Source organism: Pseudomonas sp. Pmew2 (genome assembly GCF_058129885.1).
Map to the genome: position 1 here is coordinate 3287166 of NZ_CM176702.1, position 24855 is coordinate 3312020.

At 59.9% G+C, this 24855-nt stretch carries 18 protein-coding genes and 3 pseudogenes; 4 read left to right on the top strand and 17 right to left on the bottom strand.

Features of this window, described 5'->3' with window-relative positions:
• Window positions 1-88 precede the first annotated feature (88 nt).
• The gene (locus AC4ANK_RS14915; RefSeq protein ID WP_002553454.1) at window positions 89-919 is read right to left on the bottom strand and encodes a p-hydroxycinnamoyl CoA hydratase/lyase; all 831 of its coding nucleotides are present in this window, start codon (window positions 917-919) and stop codon (window positions 89-91) included.
• Between the two features lie 211 nt (window positions 920-1130).
• On the opposite strand from AC4ANK_RS14915, the gene AC4ANK_RS14920 reads away from it, so the two are divergent.
• The gene (locus AC4ANK_RS14920; protein WP_002553453.1) at window positions 1131-1619 is read left to right on the top strand and encodes a MarR family winged helix-turn-helix transcriptional regulator; all 489 of its coding nucleotides are present in this window, start codon (window positions 1131-1133) and stop codon (window positions 1617-1619) included.
• A gap of 44 nt (window positions 1620-1663) precedes the next feature.
• Here AC4ANK_RS14920 and AC4ANK_RS14925 read toward each other — a convergent pair.
• From AC4ANK_RS14925 to AC4ANK_RS14940, 4 genes and pseudogenes are all read right to left on the bottom strand, one after another.
• A pseudogene (locus tag AC4ANK_RS14925) lies at window positions 1664-2839 on the bottom strand (OprD family porin); the annotation flags it as partial.
• 80 nt (window positions 2840-2919) lie between these two features.
• Window positions 2920-3675, bottom strand: a complete 756-nt coding sequence (gene istB / locus AC4ANK_RS14930; RefSeq protein WP_002552598.1) for an IS21-like element ISPsy14 family helper ATPase IstB — start codon at window positions 3673-3675, stop codon at window positions 2920-2922.
• 20 nt (window positions 3676-3695) lie between these two features.
• The gene (gene istA, locus AC4ANK_RS14935; RefSeq protein ID WP_054082386.1) at window positions 3696-5210 is read right to left on the bottom strand and encodes an IS21 family transposase; all 1515 of its coding nucleotides are present in this window, start codon (window positions 5208-5210) and stop codon (window positions 3696-3698) included.
• A 201-nt stretch (window positions 5211-5411) separates the two neighbouring features.
• Window positions 5412-5567: pseudogene (locus AC4ANK_RS14940) on the bottom strand (outer membrane porin, OprD family); the annotation flags it as partial.
• 326 nt (window positions 5568-5893) lie between these two features.
• Between AC4ANK_RS14940 and mhpT the strand changes: the two are divergent.
• Window positions 5894-7114: a 3-(3-hydroxy-phenyl)propionate transporter MhpT gene (mhpT, locus tag AC4ANK_RS14945; protein ID WP_002553451.1), complete on the top strand. Its 1221-nt coding sequence runs from the start codon at window positions 5894-5896 to the stop codon at window positions 7112-7114.
• Between the two features lie 363 nt (window positions 7115-7477).
• Here mhpT and AC4ANK_RS14950 read toward each other — a convergent pair whose 3' ends face one another.
• From AC4ANK_RS14950 to AC4ANK_RS14960, 3 genes are all read right to left on the bottom strand, one after another.
• Window positions 7478-8425 carry a SphA family protein gene (locus AC4ANK_RS14950; protein ID WP_002553450.1) on the bottom strand — a complete coding sequence of 316 codons (948 nt, stop codon included), beginning with the start codon at window positions 8423-8425 and terminating at the stop codon, window positions 7478-7480.
• Between the two features lie 84 nt (window positions 8426-8509).
• The gene (locus AC4ANK_RS14955) at window positions 8510-9277 is read right to left on the bottom strand and encodes a coniferyl-alcohol dehydrogenase (RefSeq protein ID WP_460385077.1); all 768 of its coding nucleotides are present in this window, start codon (window positions 9275-9277) and stop codon (window positions 8510-8512) included.
• An 86-nt stretch (window positions 9278-9363) separates the two neighbouring features.
• Window positions 9364-10845 (bottom strand): benzaldehyde dehydrogenase, encoded by a 1482-nt coding sequence (locus tag AC4ANK_RS14960; RefSeq protein WP_002553448.1) that lies wholly within the window; start codon window positions 10843-10845, stop codon window positions 9364-9366.
• 279 nt (window positions 10846-11124) lie between these two features.
• Here AC4ANK_RS14960 and AC4ANK_RS14965 point away from each other — a divergent pair, with 279 nt between their 5' ends.
• Entirely contained in the window at window positions 11125-12897 is a 1773-nt protein-coding gene (locus tag AC4ANK_RS14965) for a sigma-54-dependent Fis family transcriptional regulator (protein WP_057442678.1), read from the top strand.
• Here the strand turns inward: AC4ANK_RS14965 and treS are convergent.
• From treS to AC4ANK_RS14985, 4 genes are all read right to left on the bottom strand, one after another.
• Window positions 12894-14957 carry a maltose alpha-D-glucosyltransferase gene (gene treS, locus AC4ANK_RS14970; RefSeq protein ID WP_002553446.1) on the bottom strand — a complete coding sequence of 688 codons (2064 nt, stop codon included), beginning with the start codon at window positions 14955-14957 and terminating at the stop codon, window positions 12894-12896. The two genes, AC4ANK_RS14965 and treS, sit on opposite strands and share 4 nt — an antisense overlap.
• Before the next feature lie 158 nt (window positions 14958-15115).
• A complete protein-coding gene (locus tag AC4ANK_RS14975; protein ID WP_230848522.1) occupies window positions 15116-15685 on the bottom strand; it encodes a LysR substrate-binding domain-containing protein in 570 nt (189 codons plus the stop codon).
• A 35-nt stretch (window positions 15686-15720) separates the two neighbouring features.
• A complete protein-coding gene (locus AC4ANK_RS14980; RefSeq protein WP_002553444.1) occupies window positions 15721-15981 on the bottom strand; it encodes a helix-turn-helix domain-containing protein in 261 nt (86 codons plus the stop codon).
• A gap of 229 nt (window positions 15982-16210) precedes the next feature.
• Window positions 16211-16816, bottom strand: a complete 606-nt coding sequence (locus AC4ANK_RS14985; RefSeq protein WP_005734627.1) for a DJ-1/PfpI family protein — start codon at window positions 16814-16816, stop codon at window positions 16211-16213.
• A gap of 142 nt (window positions 16817-16958) precedes the next feature.
• Between AC4ANK_RS14985 and ftrA the strand changes: the two genes are divergently transcribed.
• The gene (ftrA, locus tag AC4ANK_RS14990; RefSeq protein WP_002553443.1) at window positions 16959-17912 is read left to right on the top strand and encodes a transcriptional regulator FtrA; all 954 of its coding nucleotides are present in this window, start codon (window positions 16959-16961) and stop codon (window positions 17910-17912) included.
• On the opposite strand, the pseudogene AC4ANK_RS14995 reads toward ftrA, so the two are convergent.
• From AC4ANK_RS14995 to sbnB, 5 genes and pseudogenes are all read right to left on the bottom strand, one after another.
• Window positions 17872-19065: pseudogene (locus AC4ANK_RS14995) on the bottom strand (serine hydrolase domain-containing protein). The gene ftrA and the pseudogene AC4ANK_RS14995 sit on opposite strands and share 41 nt — an antisense overlap.
• A gap of 3 nt (window positions 19066-19068) precedes the next feature.
• Complete coding sequence (locus AC4ANK_RS15000) at window positions 19069-20223, bottom strand: iron-containing alcohol dehydrogenase (RefSeq protein ID WP_460385073.1); 1155 nt, start codon at window positions 20221-20223, stop codon at window positions 19069-19071.
• A gap of 24 nt (window positions 20224-20247) precedes the next feature.
• Window positions 20248-20892: a LysE family transporter gene (locus AC4ANK_RS15005; RefSeq protein ID WP_002553440.1), complete on the bottom strand. Its 645-nt coding sequence runs from the start codon at window positions 20890-20892 to the stop codon at window positions 20248-20250.
• A gap of 27 nt (window positions 20893-20919) precedes the next feature.
• On the bottom strand, window positions 20920-22668 hold the full coding sequence (locus AC4ANK_RS15010) for an FAD/NAD(P)-binding protein (RefSeq protein ID WP_031596890.1): 1749 nt from the start codon (window positions 22666-22668) through the stop codon (window positions 20920-20922).
• On the bottom strand, window positions 22668-24851 hold the full coding sequence (sbnB, locus tag AC4ANK_RS15015; RefSeq protein ID WP_002553438.1) for a 2,3-diaminopropionate biosynthesis protein SbnB: 2184 nt from the start codon (window positions 24849-24851) through the stop codon (window positions 22668-22670). Before sbnB ends, AC4ANK_RS15010 begins: the two co-directional genes overlap by 1 nt.
• Between the last annotated feature and the right edge of the window lie 4 nt (window positions 24852-24855).

Consider the following 24855-nt stretch of genomic DNA (forward strand, 5'->3'; position numbering starts at 1 on the left):
TCATTCCTCTTTGTTATTGTTGTTCAAGGGCTGCCTCGAACCTTGCAATGCAAGCCTCAAGTCAAAGCCTTACGCGTGCAGCTGCCATCTACCGCTTATAAGCTTCCAACCCTGGTTTGATGCTCTTGTCGTCGAGGAATTGCTTCATGCCTTGCTCGCGCCCGCCTTCCTTGTCCAGCAGTCGTGACTGATCGAGTTTGGCATACAGGTAGTCTTCGTTCTGCTCCCAGGTCAGTTCGCGGCAGCGCTTGAAGCCGTGCTTGGCGGCGCGCAGTACCACCGGGTTCTTTTCCAGCAGGTTGAGGGCCAGGTCGATGGTCACCTGACGCAGTTGTGCCAGCGGCACGCTCTCATTGACGAGCCCCATTTCAGCGGCTTTCTTACCATCGAAGGTCTTGCCGGTCATGATGTAGTAAAGCGACTGGCGATGACCCACGGTATCGGCCATAGCCTTGCTCACCAGGTTGCCAGGCGGAATGCCCCAGTTGATTTCCGACAGCCCGAAGGTCGCTTCATCGGCGCAGATCGCCAGGTCACATGCCACCAGCGGGCTGAAGCCCCCGCCGAAACACCAGCCGTTGACCATTGCGATGGTCGGTTTGGCGTACATGCGCAACATCTTCCATTGCCACTGGGAGGCCTCGCGACGGATTTTTTCCTGAAGAATCTCCGGTCCGGCGTCCACCTCACGAAAGTACTCCTTGAGGTCCATGCCGGCAGTCCAGGCCTCGCCCGCACCGGTCAACACCAGAACACCTGCGTCGGGATCCTGCTCGAGTGTTTCCAGCACATCGATCATTTCACGGTTCAGGGTCGGGCTCATGGCATTGCGCTTTTCAGGCCGATTGAGTATGACCCACGCGATGCCTTGCTCAATTTCGACCTTGACGGTTGCCCAGCGACCTTCGTACTTGCTCATGGCGATACTCTCTTGTTCTTGGCTTGACGATAGCTCAAAGCTAAACGGCAAATATAGTTATGTCAATTAACTGTTATATTTATTAATCAAAAAGTCGGCACTCTGCCTGCACAGGCTGGTCACAGTGACGTATACCCCATAGCTATCGTTCGCTAACCTCGGCAAACTGATCGGCTGATTGACCCACCCCATCAAAAGGACTGCACTTTCAATGGCCAAGCCATCCGACATTGCCGACATTTGCCAGGCCTCCGCACAGGTTGCCGAAGCAGCTTTGCCAACGGATTCTGCGCTGGATGATCTGATCGGTTATGCCATGCGCCGGGCACAGCTCAAGCTGTTCCAGAACCTGATCGGACGTCTTTCCGCCCACGACCTGCGTCCGGCGCAGTTTTCGGCGCTGGCGATCATCGAGCAAAACCCGGGCCTTATGCAGGCAGACCTGGCCAAGGCGCTGGCTATCGAACCGCCCCAGGTCGTACCGTTGCTGAACAAGCTCGAAGAACGTGCACTGGCCGTGCGGGTTCGCTGCAAGCCAGACAAACGCTCGTATGGCATCTTCCTCAGCAAGAGCGGCGAGACATTGCTGCGCGAACTGAAACAGATCGCCGCCGACAGTGACCTCGATTCCACTTCGGCGCTGGATAACCAGGAACGTCAGGACCTGCTCAGGCTGTTGAAAAAGGTCTACCATTCGTAAAAATCCGTCATCAACGGCGATTTTTGCCGTCGATGACGGGCTGATTACCAGAGTGGCAAGCTGTACTGAACAATAAAGCGCGTCTGGTTTTCATCGCGAAAGGCGGCGCCTGCGGGGAAGTCGTTGCGATAGATCGACTTGCGCGCCAGCAGGCCGATATTCTTCAGCGGGCCGCTCTGAACGACGTAGCCCAGCTCCATCTGAAACTCACGCTCCTTGCGATCATCGGCATTGAAAGCGGCCAGTTCGATGTTGTCGCCGCGCACATAACGCAGGCGACTGCGTAACCCGACAAGCCCCACGGCAGTGAAGTCATAGTCGTAAATGGCTTGCCAGGTACGCTCCCTGGCATTGAGAAAGTCAGAACTCATGGTCATCTCGCTCAACCCCATCAGTTCGGTGCCCGATACATAGGGTGTAGCGGTATCGCCGCTCGAATGCATATAACCAAGGCTGACGCTGTGCCCTCCCCACTTGTAACCCAACAGCGCCGACAGGTTCTGGTTATCCACGTCTCCGGCTTTCGCGCTGCCCGTGTCGCTACTGAAAAAGCTGCGCAGATCAGTGGTAAGCACGCCATCGCCGATTGCCAGTTTGTGTAGTAGCGCGAGCGTGTTCTGAGTATAAAGATCAGCCACTTCAGCGTGATACGCGCGTATGCTGAGCTCCTTGTTGACCTGATAGTCGCCCCCGGCATAGGCCATGTGCGATGACGTTGCTGCACCATTGAAGCGCCGGTTCGGCGAAGCGATGGTCATTGCCTGATAGTTGCTGGAATCGCGCTTGTTGACCCGATCAATATAGCCGGCATTGAAGGTCAAGCCGTCGATGTCCTTTGAGGTCAGCGTCGTGCCCCGAAAAGTCTGCGGCAACAGGCGTGAGGGGCTGGCGAAAGCAAACGGCAGAAAAATCGACACGTCGCCAGTCTTGATTGTGGTTTCGCGGAATTTAAGCTTGCCGGTCAGCGCCAGTCGGGAATACTCGTCAGCAGCCCGTCCGTCACTGGCCGATATCGGCAATAGCTCGGTACCGCTGCGGTCTGGCGAAGAATCAAGCTTTACACCCACCAGCGTTCGCGCATCAAGACCGAAGCCCACCGGTCCTTCTGTGAAGCCGGATTCGGCGTTGATAATGAACCCCTGCGCCCACTCCCGCGTGGCTGTTTTGGCACCATCGTCCTTGTAATCACGGTCCATATAATAATTGCGCAGCGTCAAGGTGCGAATTCCACGTCATCCGGACACTCGTTCCACGCTTATCCGGACAGGCAGTCGGAGCGCAGCGACGCAGGTTTGCATTGTTAGTCTGAAGCCCCTGCCGCCGTCAATTTCGTTGCGCGCCTGCGCATCGATTCACCCTTCAGTTCAATTCGATAAGCGTTATGCACCAGCCGGTCGAGGATCGCATCGCCCAAGGTCGGATCGCCGATCAACGCATGCCATTTGTCCACTGGCATTTGGCTGGTCACCAGCGTCGAGCGGTTGCCGTAGCGGTCGTCCAGCAGCTCAAGCATGTCGCGCCGTTGCGCGGCGGTAAACGGTGCCAGGCCCCAGTCGTCCAGGATCAGCAGGTCAGTCTTGGCGTAGCCGGCCATCAATTTGGCGAAGCGGCCATCGCCGTGGGCCAGGCCTAGTTCTTCCATCAAGCGCGGCAGACGCAGATAGCGCACGCTGTAACCGTCGCGGCAGGCTTTGTGAGCCAGCGCGCAGGCAAGCCAGGTTTTACCTACGCCCGTCGGCCCGCCGATGATCAGGTTCAGGCCATCGCGCAGCCATTGGCCGCTGCCCAGTTGCAGGATCAAGGCCTTATCCAGGCCACGCGGGCTGCGGTAGTCGATGTCTTCCAGGCAGGCGTTGTGGCGCAACCGCGCGGCTTTGAGGCGGGTGGTCAGGCGGGCGTCTTCGCGCTCGGTCAGCTCGCGATCGACCATCAGACCGAAGCGTTCGTCGAAGCTCAGATCATTGATATCAGGCGTTGCGTGTTGTTCGCCCAGCGACTTGATCATGCCGTGCAGGCGCAAGGTTTGTAGCTTGTCGAGCGTTGGATTCGGTAGCATTTCGAAGCTCCTTTCTCAGGTCAGTGGTAGTAGCCCGGGCCACGCAGGTTGATGTGCTCGTCAGGCAGCAGCGGCAGGTTTTGCTGGGCCAGCGGCAGGCGCTCCAGCCCTTGGCGCAGGATCGACTCGAGGCTTTTGTAGCTGCATGCGCCCAGTGCCAGCGCACGCTGGCACGCGGCTTCCAGCCGCGCTTCGCCGTGCTGTTTGCTCAGGCGCAGGATGCCCAGGCAGGCGCGGAAGCCGTGTTGCGGATGGATTCGGCGTTCGAGGATGTAGGTGATGACGCCGGCGGTGTTAGGCCCGGTCTGCTCTGCCCAGCGGATCAGCCGTTGCGGTGTCCATTCGGCGTGCTCGCGGTGGCTCTTGGGCATGTGCTCGGTTTGGGTGGTGTGGCGGCCTTTGTGCTGCGAGCGAAGGTGGCTGGCCACGCGCTGGTTGGCGTGGAAGCACTCGACGGTCTGGGCCGTGAGCCGCACTTCGACTTGGTGCTTCACCAGCTGGTACGGCACCGAGTAAAAGTGGCCATCGACCTCAACGTGATAGTCGATATGGACGCGTACCTTTTTCCATTCGGCATAGACGTACGGGTGTTCCGGCAGGCCTTCCAGGGCCGGTTGGTCGATGGCCTCGAAGGCTGACCGGCGTGAGCCGGGCAGCTTTTTGAAGGGCTTGTGGTTGAGGCGATCCAGCAGTAGCGCGATGGCTGTGTTGAGTTCGCCAAGCGAGAAGAACTGGCGGTTGCGCAGCACCGCCAGGATCCAGCGTTCGACCACTTGCACGCCGACTTCGACCTTGGCTTTGTCCTTGGGCTTGCGCGAGCGAGCAGGCAAGACGGCGACGCCGTAATGCTCGGCCAGATCGCGGTAGCTGGGGTTGATATCCGGCTCGTAACGGTGCGCTTTAGTCACGCCACTGCGCAGATTATCGGGCACCAGGATCTGCGTTGTGCCGCCGAAAAAAGCAAAGCATCGGACGTGCGAGCCCAGCCAGTCGGGCAGTTTCTGCGACCAGGTGGCCTCGGCAAAGGTGTAGCTGGACGCGCCGAGAACGGCGACGAAGATCTGAGCCTGACGGATCTCGCCGGTTTGTCGGTCGATGACCGGCGCTGTTTGCCCGGCGTAATCGACGAACAGCTTTTCGCCAGCACGATGCTCCTGGCGCATGACCACGTCGACCTTGGCGGTCCAAAGGCGGTAGTGCTCGCAGAACCAGCTGTATTGGAAGCCTTGCGGGTGAGCGAGTCGATATTCCTGCCAGAGCAAGGCCAAAGTGACGCCGGGGCGGCGCAACTCCGCGTGTACCCATGCCCAGTCAGGCATTGGGCGCTGGTCGGTCGGCACTGGCACTGCCGGTGGAAACAGCCGTCGATTCAACTCCGCGTCAGAAATATCGATGGGCCACTGAAGCCCACTGGCGGCGAACCGGCAAAGGTAATCCCCTGCACTCGAATGGCCGATGGATAAGCTGGCGGCGATCTTGCGCACGGACAGGCCAGCGTCGAACTTTAGGCGTAGTACCTCTCGGATTTTACGCATGGATAAACGCTCCACGACGACCTCTTCGCTTCGAAAAAAGAGGTCGATAGTAGTGAATAGTCCTGCGTTGCTGCCTGCCTGAAAGTGTCCGGATGGCCGTGGAATCGGTGTCCAGATGCTTGTGGAATGAGTGTCCGGATCAGCATGGAATCAGTGTCCGGATGTTGGTGGAATGGGTGTCCGGATAGTCGTGGAATCCGCAGTCAAGGTGCCGTGGCTGTCCTTCAGAAACCCCTGAGCCTGTGCGAGGTCAGGTACAGCGCTGACGCCCAGCAGGCCCAGCGCGAGACCCCAATTTTTTCCACGGAAAAAGAGAGTTGACACAGCTTTTGCTGCACCACGAGTGAGCGTTGGCATGTTGGATGTCCACTTATTGTTGTTGTTTTTGGATTCGGTCCGGCGCTGGCCGCAGGTCCGTGGAAGGAGAATTGGAGGATTTCGTATCGACGTCAATCCAGAGCGACCGATAATCGAACATTAATAATGTTAACTACTTGACTACCACTCTTTAAATACCTCCCTAACTAAATGTTTTAAAAAGACTAATTCGTGCTTTTATTGAATTCTTGGTCCGGATTCATTTTTTAGTTATTTTTGTTACCTTGATCAGCACCTGTCACAACGCCTCGTCGGCGCTCGGGAACAGGCTTTTCTCCACAACAAAAACAACAATGAGGCTTGCCATGAACAGTTCGTTGCGTCGTTCGACGCTGACCATCATCTTGTGTTTTATCGTCGCACTCATCGAAGGTTTCGACCTGCAGGCTGCCGGGACGGCGGCGGCGGGACTTCGTCAAAGCTTTGCCCTTGACCCGAAAATGATGGGCTGGGTATTCAGCGCAGGGATCATCGGGCTGCTGCCGGGCGCTTTTTTTGGCGGCTGGATTGCGGATAGCATCGGCCGCAAGAAGATTCTGGTAAGCGCAGTACTGCTGTTCGGGGTCTTCTCGCTGAGCACTGCTTATGTCGAAAGCTTTTCTGCCCTGTTGCTGGTGCGCTTCATGACCGGCCTGGGGCTGGGGGCTGCGCTGCCCAACCTGATCGCCTTGTGCGCCGAAGCTGTCGGCGAACGCCATCGCGGGCTCGCCATCAGCGTCATGTATGCAGGCGTTCCGCTGGGCGGAGCCCTGGCTGCGGTGGTCGCGATGTTTACCAGCGAGCACTGGCAGACAACTTTCATCATCGGTGGTCTGGTGCCACTGCTGGTGGTCCCGTTGATGATCCTGTTACTGCCCGAATCCAGTGCCTTTAAACAGCAGACGACTGCCAGCGCTGCCCGGCATTCAAGCGCCAGCGCACTGTTCGGCGAAGGCAGAGCTCGCACGACACTGGCCTTGTGGGTCGGCTACTTTTTTACCCTGACCGTCATGTACATGCTGCTCAACTGGCTGCCGTCGCTGTTGATCGGCCAGGGTTTCAGCAAACCTCAGGCGGGCCTGGTGCAGATGCTGTTCAATATTGGCGGCGCGCTGGGCTCGCTACTGGGCGGGCTGTTGCTGGATCGCTGCAACGGCACCAAGGTCGTGCTGTTCGTCTACGCCGGTTTGCTGGCTGCGTTGGCGGGCGTGGGCGTGTCGGTCGGCATCGTGCCGATGGCAATTGCCGGGTTTGCTGCCGGGGTATTTGTCATGGCCGCGCAACTGGTGCTGTATGCGCTGGCCCCTCCTTCGTACCCGACTTCGGTACGTGCCACCGGTGTCGGCGCTGCGGTAGCCATCGGCCGCCTCGGCTCTGTGGCCGGCCCTTTGGCTGCCGGGCATCTGCTCGGAGCCGGTGCGGGAACCGCTGGCGTACTGTTGGCCACCTCACCCGGCCTGGTGATTGCCGCACTGGCGGCGATCACGGTGCTGTCCAGGTCGGTCGCCCTCGAGAAACGTGAACTCAAGGTTGCAGAGTCGAGGTGATCAGGTCGCTATGTCCATCGTCATGCACAAGTCTTGAAGAGCCCGAAAACATAGCTGAAATCCCGATACTTCTCGCTCCCACGCTCCGCGTGGTAATGCATTTCGTGACGCTCTGCGTCACATTGCAGCCGTGACGCATCATTCAATTCGGCCCGAGATACAGGCAGCACCAAAGCCTGAGACTGCTTCGCCCTTGATACCGCGCAAGGCTGCAGATTTGTGACGCGGAGCGTCACCCAATGCATGCCAACGCGGAGCATTGGCACGATAGTCAGCTGGACTCATGTGTAACGCCGAGCACTCCGCGTAGCGCCGCGAACTGCACGCTACGCATTGGCCGATCGCTATACGACGAGTAATGCCTTACAGCTTGTGCAGAAAATTCAGCACCAGCTTGTTGCCTTCGGTGCGGTTTTCCGCACCCTGCTCGAAGTAGCGGTTGACCGTCAGGACGTTCTCCTTGCTAAAGGCGTACAGGAAGCCGGGGCCGATGGCCCAGACTTTTTCCTTGCGGCCACTGACATCATGGCCATCCACCTGGGTGTCCGTGAACTGCTTGAGCCAGTAGCCGTTGAGCCCCAGCGAAAGCTGTTCGGTCACTGCGTATTGCACGGTCAGGTTGGCATGCAGCGCCTGGCCCGCCTGAGTGTCGGAGACATTGCCGAACCCGGCTTGCGGGTCGTCATTCTTGCCGTTCCACAAGTACATGAAACGCCCGCTGGCCGACCATTTCGGGGAAAACCAGTAAGTCGCTGCGTAGTATGGGTTGAACGACCAGAAGTTGCTGCCGGGGTTGATCGAACGATTGCGATTGTAGGCACCAACCGGGATCGCAATATCCGTCTCGATACGCTGGGTCAACAGTGGGCTACCGTCAGCACGAGTTATCGTCGGTAACTGAAGAAACGGGCCGATGATCACATCGCCAAACCCTGCGCGCGAACTCAGCACGGTGTTATCCAGACCATCGTCCACGTCGACATGCGCCAGCGACGTGTTGATTGCGGTAATACCCGGCATCGCGCCATTGGCCAAAGGCTGGCCGACGTAAATGAGCTGCGTGGTCACGGCCAGTACATCCACATCCTGTTTGGAAAGTTGCAGTTTGTCGCCATTCACGTCATTGAAGCGATCGGCCCTGGCGTAGTTCAGGTACTCCTCCAGATACCAGCCTGGCCCTGCCGGGGCTGGCGATCCGTCGTAGAAGCTGGTGTTGCCCAGATTAAGGCCGGGCAAGTCATAGGCATAGGTGGTCGATGAAAGGCCGATGATTGATACGGTCGCAACGGTACGCAAGATAGACTTGGGCATCTTGTGATTCCTGTACTTATTGTTGTTGTTTTCAATATCCCCGACGCCACGAGCGTGCCATCGGGGTTGCACCGCTTGCAGCCATTACACGTAAGAAGCTGCCAGCCCTCCGTCTACCGGCAAGTTGACACCGTTGATCCAGCGCGATGCGTCGGAACACAGAAACGCAATCACCTCGGCCACCTCATCAGCCAGCGCAGGACGCTTCATGTGCAAGCCGTCACGGGTGACCCGCTCCTGGCCGACCATGCTGACAAAATCCCCCAGAATAGGTGTGAACACCGGGCCCGGCGCGACGCAGTTGACACGCACCGACTGCTCGCGAAACCACTCTTGCGACTGCTGAAAGCTCCAGACAATCAGCGCCTCCTTGAAGTACTGGTAGCAGGTCTCCTGAGCGACCGGATTGGCTGCCAGCCACGCCTGCCCTTCGCTGTAGCTTTCAGTGGCGGCCAGCGCCTTGTGCAACTCCAGCCGTTTAACCCATTGGTCACCGAGTATCGACGATACGTTGACGATACTGCCGCCTGGGGCCATGCGCGGCAGCAAACACTGGGTCAGATGGCGCAGCCCCAGGTAATTGACTCGGGCGACCGCCTGAACCGGCGCAGTGCCGGGCACGCCGGCGATGTTGCACAGGGCGTCGATCTGTCTGGGCAAGCGCTCGACCAGCGCATTGATACTGTCAGAATCAGCCAGGTCCGCCTGGAAGAATCCGTCCACGGTCAGTTGCGGTTCATGAAGATCGATGCCAATCACTCTGGCACCTTGAAAGCGCGCCACCCTCGCCAGCTCAGCGCCAATTCCGGAGGACACACCCGTAATGATCAGTGTTTTATTATTCAGGTTCATAGTCACGCGCTCTTATTGTTGTTGGATCACGTTTTGTCGTTGCATCACATCACTACTTGCAATAAAGCATGGAAGCCCAGGCACCCTCAGAATGGGTAGGTCGGAGCCTGATTCTTCACGGTCACCCACTGCCACTGGCTGTACTCCTCCCAGTCTGAAGGGCTGCCTGCGCTGCAGCCGTTGCCCGACGCTCCGCGCCCGCCGAACGAGTTGATGCACTCATCGGCCACGGTCTGGTCATTGATGTGCAGCATGCCGCACCGCAGTCGATCGCCAATCGCCGTCGCGCGGCCCACATTCGGGGAAATAACGGCAGCGGCCAGGCCATATTCAGAGCGATTGGCCAGTTCAATGGCTTCCTCATCGGTGGAAAAACTGACCACTACGGCCACCGGGCCAAAAATCTCCTCCTCGAATGCACGCATACCGGGCTTCACGCCGCTGAGCACTGTAGGGCGATAGAACAGGCCCTCGTATTCACCACCGGTTTCCAGCTGCGCACCAGCTTGCAGGCTGTCGCTGACCACCTGGTGTACGTGCTGCAACTGGCGTTTGTTGATCAGCGGCCCCAACGCAGCTTCACCGCGTGCCGCATTACCGACCGTCAACGCCCGTGCCTTGCCTGCCAGCTTGCGGGTCAGGTCGGCGACAATCGATTCGTGAACCAGAATCAGGCCGGTGGCCATGCAGATCTGCCCCTGATGGAGCCAGGCTCCAAACGCTGCATTGCTGGCAGCCAGATCAAGGTCGGCGTCTTCGAGAATGATCAGGGGGTTCTTGCCTCCCAATTCCAGCGACACTTTCTTCAGATTGCGCCCGGCAGCCTCGGCAACCTTGCGTCCGGCCGCAGTTGATCCGGTAAACGTGATCATCTGTACATTGGTGTCGCGGCACAGCGCTTCGCCCGCATCCGCCGCCCCCGGCAACACATGCAACAGCCCTTTGGGCAGCCCTGCTTCCTCGAACAGCCTGGCAATCAGAAAACCGCCACTGATCGGCGTCTGCGGGTCAGGCTTGAGCACCACGGCATTGCCAGCGGCAAGCGCAGGAGCAACCGAGCGCATGGACAGCACCAACGGAAAGTTGAACGGCGAAATCACCCCCACCACACCGTGTGCGACGCGCCGTGCATAAGACAGGCGACCGGCAGCGCTGGGCAGCATCAGACCGTGACCATGAGCCTGCGAAAGCATACCCGCGGCCTGGCGCAGCAACACAATGGCCTCATTCACTTCGTGCTGGCCCTTGTGCAGACTGCCGCCGCTCTCCCGAGCCACGTACAAAGCCAGTTCATCGAACGCACAGACCGCGTGATCGGCGGCCAGCAAAAATATTTCAGCCTTTTCACGAGGCCCCAGCGCCGCCCAGGCAGGCTGGGCAAGCGCAGCTTCCCGGCAGGCAACGGCGATATCCGCCGCGTCAGCCATGGCAGTGTTCATCAACAGCTCGCCGGTCGCAGGCTCGATGACGGGCAATAACGGGGATGAGGAAGGAATCCAGTCGCCATTGAATACACATTCGGCTTCAATCGCGCGGTGCAACAGGGGGGTGCCATCAGACGCTGACATATTCAGACTCCGGCTTTTATGGTTGTAATCGCCTGCTCCACTCCAATGGACAGCACGCGCCGTAAACAGGCCTGAGCAAAGCCTGTGCCGGGATTGCAATCAGGTTGTCATATAGCCGCTCAACCGCTCTGGAACAAGACTTTTCGGCAACCTCATTAACGGAGCAAACATCAAGGACCGGAAATACTGCGCGGCCGAGCTTGTTCATTTGATAAAGTTATGTTTATTAACCAAGTCATGAATTGATCATTTAGACCAATGCCGGGCCGAGGTACAAGAATGAGAATTCCTCACTGCGAGCTTCCCGACCACAGCGTCTCCACTGAGCACTTCCTGCCTCGGGGCGACAGTAGTCAGCCAGACGCCAGTGGCTCACCGACCGCCGAGGAATTGACCGGTTGCCTGTTCTTCTCGCCTGACGATGGGCGCATCTGGCTCAACGATCAGCGCATGTTGCTGCTGCACACCTCATCGTTCGGCACCTTGCGCCGCGAGATCATCGAGCGTCTGGGGCAGGAGCAGGCACGCGGAATGTTCACCCGTGCCGGTTATCTGTCTGGCGCGCGCGACGCCCGGCTGATTCGCGAACGCTGGCCACTGGCTGATGCAACATCGGCGTTTCGTGCCGGTACGCACTTGCACACGCTGGAAGGCATGACCAAGGTCGAGCCGTTGCACTTCAAGTTCGACGCCGAGTCCGGGTTCTACGAAGGGGAGTTTCTGTGGCACCACTCCTGCGAAGCCGACGAGCATGTTGCGGCATATGGCATCGGGCAGGATTCGGTGTGCTGGACCGAAATCGGCTACGCCATCGGTTTTGTCAGCGGCCTGTTCGGGCAGATGGTGGTCTTCCGCGAAGTGGAGTGCCGCGGCATGGGCCACGCGAACTGCCGGGTCGTTGGCAAGACCGCGGAACAATGGGGCGACGTCGAGCGCGACCTGGGCTACCTGAACGTGGTCAAACCACCTGCCCCTGAACAAACTCCTTCACTGGCAAAAGCGAACCATGACGCAAGTCCGCCCACCGGCACCGAGCAGCCGCTGATTGGTGCCAGCGCCGCATTCAACGCCGCCACCCAGGCACTGCAGCGTGTGGCAATGACCCCGGCAACGGTATTGATCAGCGGTGAATCCGGCGTCGGCAAGGAAATGTTCGCCCGCCAGTTGCACCAGCTCAGCCGCAACCGCGAAGGCCCGTTCGTGGCGCTCAACTGCGCAGCCATTCCCGATAACCTGATCGAGGCCGAGCTGTTCGGTGTCGAGCGTGGGGCATACACCGGGGCGACGCACTCAAGGCCCGGGCGTTTCGAGCGCGCCAATGGCGGCACGCTGTTTCTGGATGAAATTACCTCCCTGAGCCTGGCCGGGCAAAGCAAACTGCTGCGTGCCCTGCAGGAGCGGGAGATCGAACGCGTCGGGGGCGGCCACGGCATCAAGGTCGATGTTCGGGTGGTGGCGGCGACCAACGTCGACTTGCGCAAGGCGGTGGCCGATGGCGAGTTCCGCGAGGACCTGTTCTACCGCCTGAATGTTTACCCGATCACCCTGCCCCCATTGCGCGAACGCCGCGATGACATTCCGTTGCTGATCAACGCTTTTCTCAAAAGATTCTGTCAGGAGTACGGCAGGACGCCGGCCGGCTTGACCATGCGAGCATTGAAGACGTTGCTGCGTTATGACTTCGCCGGGAATGTGCGCGAGCTGCAGAACCTGATCGAGCGTGGGCTGATTGCCAGCGACGAGGGCCAGGCGATTGATCTGGTGCATATCTTCCGCAACGAGTCGTTACCGGAGGACTCCTACTCGTTGAACCCCGAGGGCACGTTGCGGCAGACTTCTGTTTCAGAAACCTGGCAGGCATCGACTGCCAGACTGCTGGACACTTTGGGGCAGTCAGGCCAGGCATTCTCCATCGACGACCTCGAACAGCGCCTGATCCACGAAGCGCTGGACGAGAGCGAAGGCAACCTGGCGGCCGCCTCGCGTTTACTGGGCCTGAGTCGCGCCCAGCTTGCCTATCGCCTGAAAAAACAGCAGCCAGGGGGCGCCTAGATCGGCAAGGTGCTCACCACACGCAGGGCAAGCCCTTCGTAGGCATCCAGCGTGATGGTGAACTCGCCCTGATCGGTCAGATCGCCCTCGACCCGCTCGTTGATGATATCGACCACCGGACCCGGCGCGATGCCAGGCAGGTGCAGCGTTTCGACAATAGTCTCTGAGCTGAAGTTGAGCGCGGTGATCTGCGTGCCCTTGCCGGCAGGCAACTCGTGCACCATGACCAACAGCCCTGGATGCTCGACGTCGGGAATCAGAATCTGGCGGCTTGCTGCAATGTCGTAGGCGCGGCGCACAGCAAGAATTTTCTTGAGCTGCGAGGCAAACGAGTCAGGTCGCTGGAGCTGACTGACCAGGCTGCCATACAGCGTCTTCGGACGCGGCATGTCACCAGCAGAAAATTCAGCTTCCGGGTCCAGATCCACCAGATCGTAGGCACCCCGATGAATCCAGCGCGTGTCACCGTCCTGCATCAGGTGGTCGACCTGCTCTGCCGGTAACGTCAAGGCGCCGACCAGGTCCCAGCCCGACAAGGCAAACACGCCAGGCTGCATGGCGTTGTACATCACCAGCAGCAGGTGGATGTGCTGGATCTGCTGAATGTCTGCATCGCTGATCGTGCTCAGGTCGCGAATGCCCAGCGCGGCGGTGATGATGCTGGCCGTTGTGCAGGAGACACCATTGGTGACGAACTTGAGGTTATACGGCGCGTGTTCACCGGACAACTTCTCGTACATCTCTTCACGGATGTGCTCGCGCAGGATATTACCCGGGAACGTCTGCCCCTGGTAATGGAAGGTGTCATGGGCGTGCAGCGTCCAGAAATGCACCAGCTCCAGAGTCAGCTCATCGTGATTCTGCAAGGCATGGATCAGCGATGCCGGATCAATGCCGTACGCATGCACCTGGCGCAGCATCAAGCGCAGGAACTCGGTGGTGCCGGTCAACAGTGCATGCTGATAGGCCGGTCGCGTGATGAAGTCGTAGGACAGGTCAGCGCCGCCCTGCCCCATGGACGCGATGTCATCGATGGTCAGGTTGAGTTCCTGGAAGCTGAAACCGCCTGCCTTGCGGATCGCACCGGCCAGTAGCTGGTTGCCGGTGATCGACAGCGGATGGCTTTCCGACCAGGCAGTGCCTTCGGCGCGACGCTCCACGCCAAGGAAGCCGTTGGCGTCCAGACGCAGTACCCGCGCGCCCATCACATCAATGGCATGCAGCGCGTCACCGATGATCATCTGCTGCGCGGCAAAACTTGGGTCCAGCCAGTTCAATGAAGGCTGACCGTCCTTGAAATAATGCAGATAGACCCAGCGGCGAGCCTTGCCATCGACGCCATGCACCACGTCGGTGGCGCTCCAGTCGGTTTCCTTGACGCCAGGCTCGAAGAAAATCACCCGTTGCAACTGACCGACGATGTAATGCTTGTCGCGTAACTGATCGACCACATCGGGCATCAGGTTGACGGCGTCGCGACCGGTCGGCACTTCAGGTAACAGCGGCCAGTCTTCCTCACGGATCTCGACCATGTGGAACAGGCCTGGGTAATCCTCGTACGCCAGCTCGGCAAGACGGAAGTCTGCGCCCTTGCCGGTGTGCGACGGGATGATGTCATCGATGATCACCGCGTTGTGCGCTGCAGCGATGCGCGACAGGCTCAACAGTTGTGCTTCGGTGCCCAGATCAGGGTCGATGCCGAAACTGATGCGGTCGAAGTTGCCATCGATACTCGGAGTCCGCTCGCGGCCTTTCAGCCCGCCGGACAGCTTCAGCGGGCCGTTGTGAATGCCCTGAATGCCGATCTCCGACAGCGCGTGCCACAGGGTTTCATCACCCAGCGCTTCCAGCACCGACCCACCTTCGCGAGTGACGATAGAAGCCGGATAGGCGGTGAACCAGACTGACGCAATGGCGGATGCATCTCTGGGACGTGCAAGGGCGAAAGGACGCTGCCAGAGCCTGCCCTGCCCCGAATAGGTCTTGGCGCGCTGTCTTGCGGCATTAAGCATCGATTGCTCGACCAGCCAGTCCACGTACTGCTTGTCCGGTATCGTCATAGCGTCCAGTCTTCCTCTCGAATCGGCGACCTGAGACGCTCCGCAGGCGGAGCGCCCTGAATGTATTGCTTACGGATATGAGCCCAAAGGGCCCGATTCGTTGCATTCATGTCGCGGTCTGACGCTCGCCGACCGTGCTATGACGAAGTTTTGCGGCATCAATAAGGTTGAGGGATGGCAACAGGAGGCTTTTTCAGTGCCTGAATCACCGCATTGGCGGCATTGGAAAGCAGCGAGGCCGGCCGCGCCACCACACTGATGTGCCGCATCACGGTCAGCGGCAGCGGAATCGACTCCAGCTCACGGAAGCGCCCGTTCAACAACGCCCTGGGCAGAATCGAAATGCAATGGCGCTTGGCGACCAGATCCAGAAGTGTGTCCAGACAGGTCAGTTCGCCGCGTTGACTGAGCCGCACCTGCGCCGATGCCAGCTGCTGGTGCAAACGCTCGACCCCGGGATGCCGCCAGGCCACGTAACGTGACACCTGCGAAAGCTCGGCGAAGCTTTGCGGCGTTGCCTGTTTGCTGCGCGCCGCCACCAGCACGTAATGGTCCGACCAGCAATGATGCTCGAGATAATGCTCATTCAGGACAGTACCGGGCAGGATGAGGATGTCGGCTACTTCCTTTATCAACGCGTCCAGCGATGGGTTTTGTTCGGAGCGGTGCAGCACGTTCAAGTGAATATCGGGGTAGTGATGGGCGAGAAAGTCCAGCGAGGCGCTCAGGCTGGTCTCGAGGATATGCGAGTGGTAATGAATGGTTACGCTGCCGCTGACCCCATTTTTTTTAGTTGTTCGAGTGTGGCCATGATGTTTCCGAGGGTCTGGTTGATGACCTTGCCTTCAGGGGTGAGGGTGCAGCCCGTACGGCTGCGAATGAACAGGCGTTTTTCAAAGAAGTCTTCGACTTCCTTGATGGCATAGCTGATGTTCGACTGGCTGCAGCCCAGAATGGCTGCGGCCTCCGAGAACGAACCGTGCTGGGCAACGGTTTGAACGACTTTGAAGAAATGGGTTTTCATGTGTCCTGCACTCTGGTTTTGCAAAGGTGGGTGCGGCCCTGCCGCTGAGCCGAAGGCTCGGGAATACAGGAAACCCCCGCTGAAACACCGAACTGGCCGGGATATCGGCCGTTCGAATAAATGTCTCAAGCGGGGGTAAAGCGAACGCTGGCTATCAGGTTGAAGGCGTGGCTATGCACATTTCGGGTGCACGGCGTCTTCAGGGGTATCCGCAGCGGAACTGAGTGGCTCAGTCGTTCTCGGTCCAGTCGAAATCCATTTGCAGCGCCGTGCGTTCGGCCAATTCACGACTGTGCAGGCGCTCTACCAGGTGAAGACTCATGTCGATACCGGCGGAGATACCTGCCGATGTCACAAATGAGCCCTCGTCGACCCAGCGCAGGGTGCTGAGCACGTCTACCGAAGGGAACATTTCCTTGAGGTCGTCAATGTCTTCCCAGTGCGTGGTTACTTGCTTGCCTGCCAGCTTGCCGGTCCTGGCCAACAGAAAAGCACCGGTGCACACGGCAGCCACAACGCGCCCGGGTTCTGACTGATCGCTGATCCAGTGAATCACGTCGGGTTTTTCCAGTTCGGCAGTCACGACCCCGCCCGGGACGATCAGGCAGTCGATGGCCGGATGGTCGTTGATCGAAAAGTCCGGATCGACCTTGAGCCCGGCGCGGGCACGCACTGGTGCAGTGCTGCGCCCGATGGTGAACACATTGAACAACTGCCGGTCATCGCGGCTGTTGCGAGCATGCATGCGTGTTGCGGTGGTGAACACTTCGTAGGGGCCAGCGAAGTCGAGAACCTCGACGTCGTCATAAACGTAGATACCGATATTGAGTGGCACGAGTTGGCTCCAGGGCCTGCATGGCAGACCACTTGCATCATATTAAGGTTTAAGCAGTTTCAAGCGGTGACAGGGTGCAGATTACCCAGTAGCATCACGCCAAACTACTGGCTGAAATGCCAATATCCGGTAACATCGCGCCATGAAAAATCATCTCGTTGTCGCACTCATCTACAACCAGTTGTGCACCTTCGAATTTGGCTGCACGGTCGAAGTATTTGCGCTGAAAAGACCTGAACTGGGGGTCAACTGGTACGAATTCGCGACCTTCCCGGTCGACGATGGGCCGATCACCGCCGCCGGGGGCATTACCATCGTGCCAACGCCTGGCGAAGTGCTGCTGGAGAATGCCGATACAATCATCGTGCCAGGCTGGCGCGGAGTGGAGTCCGCAGTTCCGCAGCGGCTCATCGAACAGCTCCAGGCTGCTCATGCACGCGGCGCGCGGATCTGCTCGATCTGTACAGGCGCTTTCGTTCTGGCCGCGGCCGGTTTGCTCGACGGGCACAAAGTCACCACCCACTGGCGCTACACCGACCTGCTGGCAACCATGTATCCGGGCCTGACCATTCAACCCAACGAACTGTATGTGGACCAAGGCACTATCGTGACAGCTGCGGGCTCGGCCGCAGGGCTGGACATGATGCTGCACCTGGTGCGCAACGATCACGGCTCGCGCGTTGCCAACATGGTGGCGCAGCGCATGGTCATCCCGCCTCATCGCGAAGGCGGGCAATCGCAATATGCGTCCCGGCAACTGGTGTCGGCCAGCGACGGGCCGATTTCCAACCTGATGGACTGGATCCGCAGCGATCTGCAGCGCCCTCACACCATCAAGGAAATGGCCTCAAGGGCGGCGCTCAGTACCCGCACCTTGCACCGCAGCTTTATGGAAAGTACCGGCCTTACGCCTTACGACTGGCTGCTCGGCGAGCGCATTGCCTACGCCAAGGAATTGCTGGAATCCTCGAAGCTGCGTCTCAACGAAGTGGTGGACCGCGCCGGTTTCGGCTCCGAAGAGTCTTTTCGCCGACACTTCCGCAATCTGGTGGGCATCAGCCCGAGCAGCTATCGCAAGCAGTTTGCCCGGGCGTGACCTCGGGCCTGGCGTAGACCGCATCGACAAGCGTATCGGCAAACTCACCCCACGCGCCCGCAACAGCCGTGTTGGTCAGGACGACCATGCTGAGCGCAGAAACCGGATCAACCCAGTAATGACTGCCATACAAGCCGCACCACGACCAGGTCCCGACACCCTATTGCTGCCCCCGCACCGCAGCGGGATCGGCAAGGATCATCGGCCCCAGGCCGAACTTCCAGCCAGGCCCCCGACTGGCAATGGTTATGCTTCCAATCGCGTTATTCAGCAAGCGCTCGGTACTGACGGCGCTCAATAACGGCGCGCCCCCCAGACGCAGGCACTCAAGCAGCCGAAGATAGTCATCAGCCGTGCCCAGCATGCCTGCCCCGCCAGATTCATATGCGCCAGCGTCGCGAGCCCGAGCCGACGACAACCGCGCCTGTCCGCTGTCGAGCAACAACACATCATTGGCACCGATACGCTGCGGGCCGTTGACACTGTCCTTGTAGGCGCTGGCCAGCGTTAGTTGCTGGTCGTGCCTGAAGGAAGTCGCATCCATGCGTAAAGGCAGGGTGACCCACTTGGCAACAGCCTCTGACAACGGCATGCCGGTGGCCTGTTCAATCACTGCGCCCAGCACATCAGTGCCCAACGAGTAACCCCAGGCGCTACCCGGCTCAAACAACAGTGGCAGGCGCGCCAACCGGGTCAGGTTTTCCGGTAGATCGAACGGCACCCAATCCAGCCCGTCCGACACCCCTGCCCGCTCATAGGCATTACCGGGCGTTTGTTCGAAGCCGTAGCTCAAGCCGCAAGTGTGCGACAGCAAATGCTGCAGTGTGATGACAGGCTCACGGCCGCTGACCAGCCGTGGGCGAAAGGCTGGCAGCCAGTCCGTTACCGAGGCTTGCAGGTTCAAGGTGCCCAGTTCGCAGAGCCGCAACACCAGCACCGAGGTCAACAGCTTGGTCAGTGACGCCAGACGAAAGCGCGTACTGCGAGTGACCGGAATCTGTTGCTCGCGATCTGCCCAGCCGAGTGCGCTGGCGTAAACCAGGCGTCCCTGCCGGGCCAGCAACAGCACCCCGCCAACGATCCGACGCTGGTCGATGAAGCGTTGCCAGACCTTATCGACACGCTGCACGGCGGGCTCATTCAAGGCAATCATCGCTCACAGGCCCTTCACTGCACGGCCGAAGATCTGCGCATACGCCTCGGCCGAATGACGAATCGGATTGGTGTGCGAGCAGCCGTCGGCAAATGCCATGCGTCCGACCCGCTCGGCGTCGCGATCGTCGATACCTATTTCGCCCAGCGTATGCGCAATGCCGATCTGCTCGCGTAGCGCCAGTAACCAGTCCATTACCCCGGTAAAACCGGGCGTGGGCAACCGCAGGTAAACCGCCAGATCATCCATTTGCTTCAGCAGCACCGAGCGATTGGCCTCCAGCACGTAGGGCAGCAGAATCGCGTTCAGTAAGCCATGATGCTGGTCGTAGAGCGCCCCAAGGCTCTGAGCAATCGCGTGTACGCCGCCCAGACCGCGCTGAAACGCGGCGGCACCCAGGCTGGAGGCCACCAGCATCTGCTGCCGCGCCTCCAGGTCCTGACCATCAGCAACAACCCGAGGCAAATATTCCTTGATCATCTGCATGCCCTTGACCGACACCGCTTCGGCCATCGGGTGCCAGGCCGGTGAACACCAGGATTCCATGCAGTGAGTCAAGGCGTCCGCACCCGTCGCGGCAGTCAGGTGCGTTGGCAGGTTCAGGGTCAGCGTGGCATCCAGAATCGCGATGCGCGGCATCATGCGAATGTGCAGGATGGTGCGCTTGACCTGTGCCTGTTCATCGGTAATCACCGACGCACGCCCCACTTCAGAGCCGGTGCCAGCCGTCGTCGGCAGCGCAACTACTGGCGCAATACCGTCTGGATCGGCGCGCAGGTGGTTCTGGCCGATGTCTTCGAAATCCCACAACGGGCGGGTCTGGCCTGACATCAGCGCCACCGCTTTGGCAGCGTCCAGCGCCGAGCCGCCGCCAAACGCGATGACGCCGTCGTAGCCACCGGTTCTGTAGGCGTGCAGGCCCTCGGCGACGTTGGTGCCGGTGGGGTTACCCTTGACTCGGTCAAACAGGCCGCAATGGCCTAATTGGCTGCGGCAATCCTCCACGGCGCTGGCGATCATATCGGTGCTGCCGAGAAAGCTGTCGGTAATCAGTAACGGCCGTTTTATGCCGGTCTTCCGGCAGGCGTCGACCAGTTCATTGACGCGTCCAGCGCCTGCACGGATTGAAGTCGGGTAGTGCCAGTCGTTGCTGTGCATGTACGTAGTCCCTTGCAGGTTATTTCAGTAAAAGAAGTTGGCGGGCAGCAAACCGATCAGCAGGCGCAGACCGAAGGCGATCATGAAAAGACCGGTGACGATATCGATGGCCTTTTTCATCCGTTGATAGCGCACCTGCACGGCAGGGATCGAAAACAACGTGGCCAGCAGCACGAACCAGGAAATTGCCAGCACCGCGATGATCGATACACCCGCAGTGCGCACCCACATCGGCATGCCCGGCGTGGTCACGGTGGTGAACACGCTGGTGTAGAACGCCAACGCCTTGGGATTGGTCAGGTTAGTCAGCAGGCCAAACCGATAGGCGCGGCTCAGGCTACCGATGCCCAGCGCACCGATGTCCCTCGGTTTGGGCTGGCTGCCAGCACTGCGCAGGCTCTTGGCGCCGAGCCATGTCAGGTAAGCGCCGCCCAGCAATTGCAACGCCGGCTGCAGCCACGGCAACTGCTGAAACACAAGCCCTAACCCGGTGGCTGCCAGCAAGGCCCAGAGAATGCTGCCCGAGGCGACCCCCAGCCCGGCACAAATGCCCTGCTGCCGTGACTGGCTGAACGAGAGCTGGGTGATTACCAGGAAGTTCGGGCCGGGACTGATGATCAGCACGATGAACGCCCCCGCCAGCGCGGTCAGTAAAGTGACTTCATACATATCAGTAATTCCTTTTTAATTAATAAGTTAAACAGCTTTATTAAACTTGAATGTGATGCTACTTGAAGTGTGCTTTCCCAGCGTCTCCAGGCATGACTCGACCGCCCTGCGCGCTTCGATCAGTGCATGGCAGGTCGGGTCAGGCGTGGGCACGTAGTGGTTGTAAAAGGTGCAGCCTTCTACGGCCGGCCCCAGAACCCAGAGCCGCTGCTGCACAGAACCATCGCGGCCAATGGCACGAGCAGACTCATCGGTTTCAATACCGTCGGCAGGCCAGGCGTGCGCAGCGCGAATCAGCCCTTGCTCGTACAAATCACTGATCAGCCCCGGGCCATTGCCCGACAGACCGCCGTGGGCGACCCGCGCGCCAATCATGCTGTCGGGGCGAAAATCGGCCCTTTGCACATCGTCCATCGGCGGCAGGATCGTCACGACGCCAGCCTCGATCAGCGCCAGCAGATCTTCCTGGCGCTCCTTTTGCGGCCCGCCGACCAGCCGGTTGCTCAACCCGGCCCATGTGCCATAAAACTCCAGGGTCGACGATTCAGTCAGGCCGTTGCGATCTGCGATCAGGCGCAACAGGTCGCGATAATCTCGCCAGACCTCCAGTGCCTGGCAGATCGGACTGCCTGCCGTGCCCAGGCGACTCAGCGCCAGGTCCCGTTTGATCCAGTCGACGAACCATTGGCCATACGCGCCTTGCGCACCCGACCAGCGTTGGGTCAACAGCCATTGCTCAGGGTCAAATTCACCCCACAGCTCGGCCAGCCGCTCAAACGCTGCCGGTGTGGCGGTTGACTCGCTCAGCAGACGCTGCACCGATGCCAACTGCGCTGGCGCATCGAGCCGGACCCTGGCCTGATAAAATACGGCGCGCATTTCATCCTTGATCAGCGGCAGCACATCGGCCCGAAAGTCGAGTTGCCCGCCCTCCTTTTGCTCGCGCAAACGGGCTATGGCGGCAGCGGTGAAGAACAGCCTCGGCAAGGGGGGCTGGCTGCAGGCATTCCATTGCGGCCGTGCATGAAACGGCAGCCCTGTGCGCGAGTACAGGAACACCTTGGGCTCGCGGCCGGACGGCAGATATCGCCAACCTGCAAAGCCTCCATCCCGCACGTAGCGCCCGCCGCGCCCTTGAGTCAGGCGGGCCAGTGTGTCCATCGCGGTCAGTCCCAGTCCCTCGATGGCCACCGTATCGCCGACCTCCAGTTGCACGCCGGTTTTAAAGGCATGCCCGCTGGTGAGGAACACGGCATCGACATCCATCTCCTGACTTCGGGTGTGCAACCTGAAGCCGGGGGCTTCCAATAGCGGCCCACAGGTCATGACCTGCTCGGCGTGATAGCGCACCTGCACATGCGCCGGGCAGCACTGCAGGAGCAGGCGATAGCTGTCCTGCAAGTAGCGCCCGAGCAATGCACGCGGCAAAAAGTCGCCAAACGCCACCGCTCTGCCCTGCCCGTCCGTGCTGACATGGCCGCGCTCGTCAAGGCGCACATCCTGGCTGAGGCACCATTGCAGAAAGGTCGGACCCGGCGGCGCACACGCCGGGAATGCGGAAGAAAACGCGGATAACTGGCCGGCCATGGTGTTGAGCATCAGGTAATCCGCCTGCTGCGCATGGTGCAGCCCGCTGCCGGGCGGTTGCGGGTCGAACACTTCGATATTCAGCGACGGCCGACCGGCATGGCGACTCAGGCCGATCAGCTGCTCCAGAACGCTCAAACCACGCGAGCCCAGGCCGATAATCGCGACGGTATGTGTCTGCATGGCCATCACCAGCGCTTCGACTCAAAGAAGAACGTCGGCACCGGCAACGCACTGCCTTCGGCTACTGCCTGGCGATACACGCGCTGGCCTACGGCAAGGTCCAGTACGCCGAGACCGAATGGCGAGAAGATCGAGGCTCGATCCGGGCTCAGTTCCACCTGCCCGGTCATCAGTTGCGCCAGCGTCCCGGTGATGAACGATCGGTCCTGATACTGCTGCACGGCGAGATCAGGAGAAGTCTGAGCCTTGAGGCAGTGCTCAACGTCATCAAGAATGTTATTGGCCTGCGCAATGACGTCCGGGCCCAGGTCACGCAACGAAATGTTCAGCAGCAGTTGCCCTGGCCGAAGCAGTGGTTCCAGCACATAAGGGCGCGGCGCGGTGGTAGCGAACACCACCACATCAGCCTGCAAGGCGGTCGGCAAGTCGCTGGGCTGGCTGTTCAACTGATGTCGACTGGCGGCATGCCGGACCAACGCCAATGCCGAGTCGTCGTGTTGATCGAAGACGGTTATTGCGTCCATCGTCCAGCCATCGCTGACGAACATGTCGAGGATGGTTCGGGCGATGAAACCGGCACCGATGAACGCCATTCGTCCGACGTGGCGCTGATGGCGGTTCATCCAGCGCGCACCGAGCACCGCCGAGGCCGCCGTGCGCATGGCGCTGATGCGTGAGGCTTCCAGACAGGCAAACGCATAGCCGGTGAGCGGGTCATTGAGGATCAGCACAGCCGAGGCGCGTTGCAGGCCCATTTCGATATTGCCCGGAAAACTGGATATCCATTTGATGCCACTGACTGCCTGCTCGCCGGACAGGCTGGCGGGCAAGGCAATGATCCGATTGGCCGGTGCCTCGGGAAAACGCAGAAAGTAACTGTCGGGGTTGATCGTGCGCCCGGCCTCGTGGGCCAGATAAGCTGCCTGCACATCCTCGATGCAAGCCAGCGGATCAGCCGCCAGCAGGCGCGCGACCACTTCGCCATCGACCACATGAAACGCCGCCTGCTTCAGGCGCTCGGCAGCCAGCCAGAAGGTTGAACACTGCTCCTGCGCAAGCGCACCTGCACCCGAAGGCGCTGTCGCCGACCCACCGCTTTCGCGAGCAAGCTCGCTCCCACAAGGGCTTGCGCACGTGCATACAACAGATTCACACACATCCTGTGGGAGCGAGCTTGCTCGCGAAGGCGTTTTCACGCTTCCCGGAAATGTTGCAGCCTCTGGTGAGGAAAGATCCGCCAGGGTCATGTTCAGCACTTCACGGCCAAAACGCTGCTCGACCCACTGGTCATCGTAGAGGGTGTCCAGATAGCGCTCGCCCCAGTCTGGCGACAATGCCACGACCACCGAACCCGGCTCGATGCGCTCGCGCCAGGCATGTACCGCGGCGATCACCGTCGCGGTGGACCCGCCAACCAGCAAGCCCTTGCTGCGCGCCAGAATGCGACACATGGCGACGGTACGGGATTCCGGAACCATCTCCAGCGCGTAAATACCATCAGCCTTGAAGATCGGCGGATGCTGGCTGGTACCCAGCCCCGGTATGAAGCGACGGCTGGCCGGAGTGCCAAAGGTCACCGAACCGACGCTGTCGACGGCAATGATTCTGGTGCTCGGGTGATGCCGCTGAAAATGCTGGACACAACCCATCAGCGTGCCGGTGGTCCCGGCACCGACGAACAGATAGTCGACATGACCGAAGTGCTGGCTGATCGAGCGTGCCGTAGTCCGGGCGTGAGCACGCGGGTTGGCCGCATTCTCGTATTGATTGAGCCAGACGTATCGCGGGTCGCTGGCGAGCTTTTCCCGGATCAGCGCAATGCGTGTTCCCAGAAACCCGCCGTTGGCGTCCGGGGCCTGAACCTGAATCACCTCGGCGCCATAGCTGCGCATCATGCGGACGTTATGGCTGGAGCTGTTGGGGTCAACCACGCAGGTAAAGGGTATCGCCCGCTCAGCGCAGATCATCGCCAGCGCCACGCCAAGGTTGCCCGACGAAGATTCGACCAGAATCGTGTCAGGGCCCAGCAAACCCCGAGTCTGAAGGTCATTGATCAGCCCTACGGCGGTTTTGAGCTTGATCGAGCCAGCCGGGTTGAGTGATTCCATTTTCAGGAAAAAGTCTGCGCCCAGGCCAGACACCTTGAGGAAGGTCTGATCGTGAACGATGTCGCAAATAGAGTCGTACATAAGG

Excerpts from the sequence above, each read along its gene's own strand:
- AC4ANK_RS14915 (WP_002553454.1), bottom strand. The coding sequence starts at position 919 with ATGAGCAAGTACGAAGGTCGCTGGGCAACCGTCAAGGTCGAAATTGAG.
- AC4ANK_RS14920 (WP_002553453.1), top strand. The coding sequence starts at position 1,131 with ATGGCCAAGCCATCCGACATTGCCGACATTTGCCAGGCCTCCGCACAG.
- istB (WP_002552598.1), bottom strand. The coding sequence starts at position 3,675 with ATGCTACCGAATCCAACGCTCGACAAGCTACAAACCTTGCGCCTGCAC.
- istA (WP_054082386.1), bottom strand. The coding sequence starts at position 5,210 with ATGCGTAAAATCCGAGAGGTACTACGCCTAAAGTTCGACGCTGGCCTG.
- mhpT (WP_002553451.1), top strand. The coding sequence starts at position 5,894 with ATGAACAGTTCGTTGCGTCGTTCGACGCTGACCATCATCTTGTGTTTT.
- AC4ANK_RS14950 (WP_002553450.1), bottom strand. The coding sequence starts at position 8,425 with ATGCCCAAGTCTATCTTGCGTACCGTTGCGACCGTATCAATCATCGGC.
- AC4ANK_RS14955 (WP_460385077.1), bottom strand. The coding sequence starts at position 9,277 with ATGAACCTGAATAATAAAACACTGATCATTACGGGTGTGTCCTCCGGA.
- AC4ANK_RS14960 (WP_002553448.1), bottom strand. The coding sequence starts at position 10,845 with ATGTCAGCGTCTGATGGCACCCCCCTGTTGCACCGCGCGATTGAAGCC.
- AC4ANK_RS14965 (WP_057442678.1), top strand. The coding sequence starts at position 11,125 with ATGAGAATTCCTCACTGCGAGCTTCCCGACCACAGCGTCTCCACTGAG.
- treS (WP_002553446.1), bottom strand. The coding sequence starts at position 14,957 with ATGACGATACCGGACAAGCAGTACGTGGACTGGCTGGTCGAGCAATCG.
- AC4ANK_RS14980 (WP_002553444.1), bottom strand. The coding sequence starts at position 15,981 with ATGAAAACCCATTTCTTCAAAGTCGTTCAAACCGTTGCCCAGCACGGT.
- ftrA (WP_002553443.1), top strand. The coding sequence starts at position 16,959 with ATGAAAAATCATCTCGTTGTCGCACTCATCTACAACCAGTTGTGCACC.
- AC4ANK_RS15000 (WP_460385073.1), bottom strand. The coding sequence starts at position 20,223 with ATGCACAGCAACGACTGGCACTACCCGACTTCAATCCGTGCAGGCGCT.
- AC4ANK_RS15005 (WP_002553440.1), bottom strand. The coding sequence starts at position 20,892 with ATGTATGAAGTCACTTTACTGACCGCGCTGGCGGGGGCGTTCATCGTG.
- AC4ANK_RS15010 (WP_031596890.1), bottom strand. The coding sequence starts at position 22,668 with ATGGCCATGCAGACACATACCGTCGCGATTATCGGCCTGGGCTCGCGT.
- sbnB (WP_002553438.1), bottom strand. The coding sequence starts at position 24,851 with ATGTACGACTCTATTTGCGACATCGTTCACGATCAGACCTTCCTCAAG.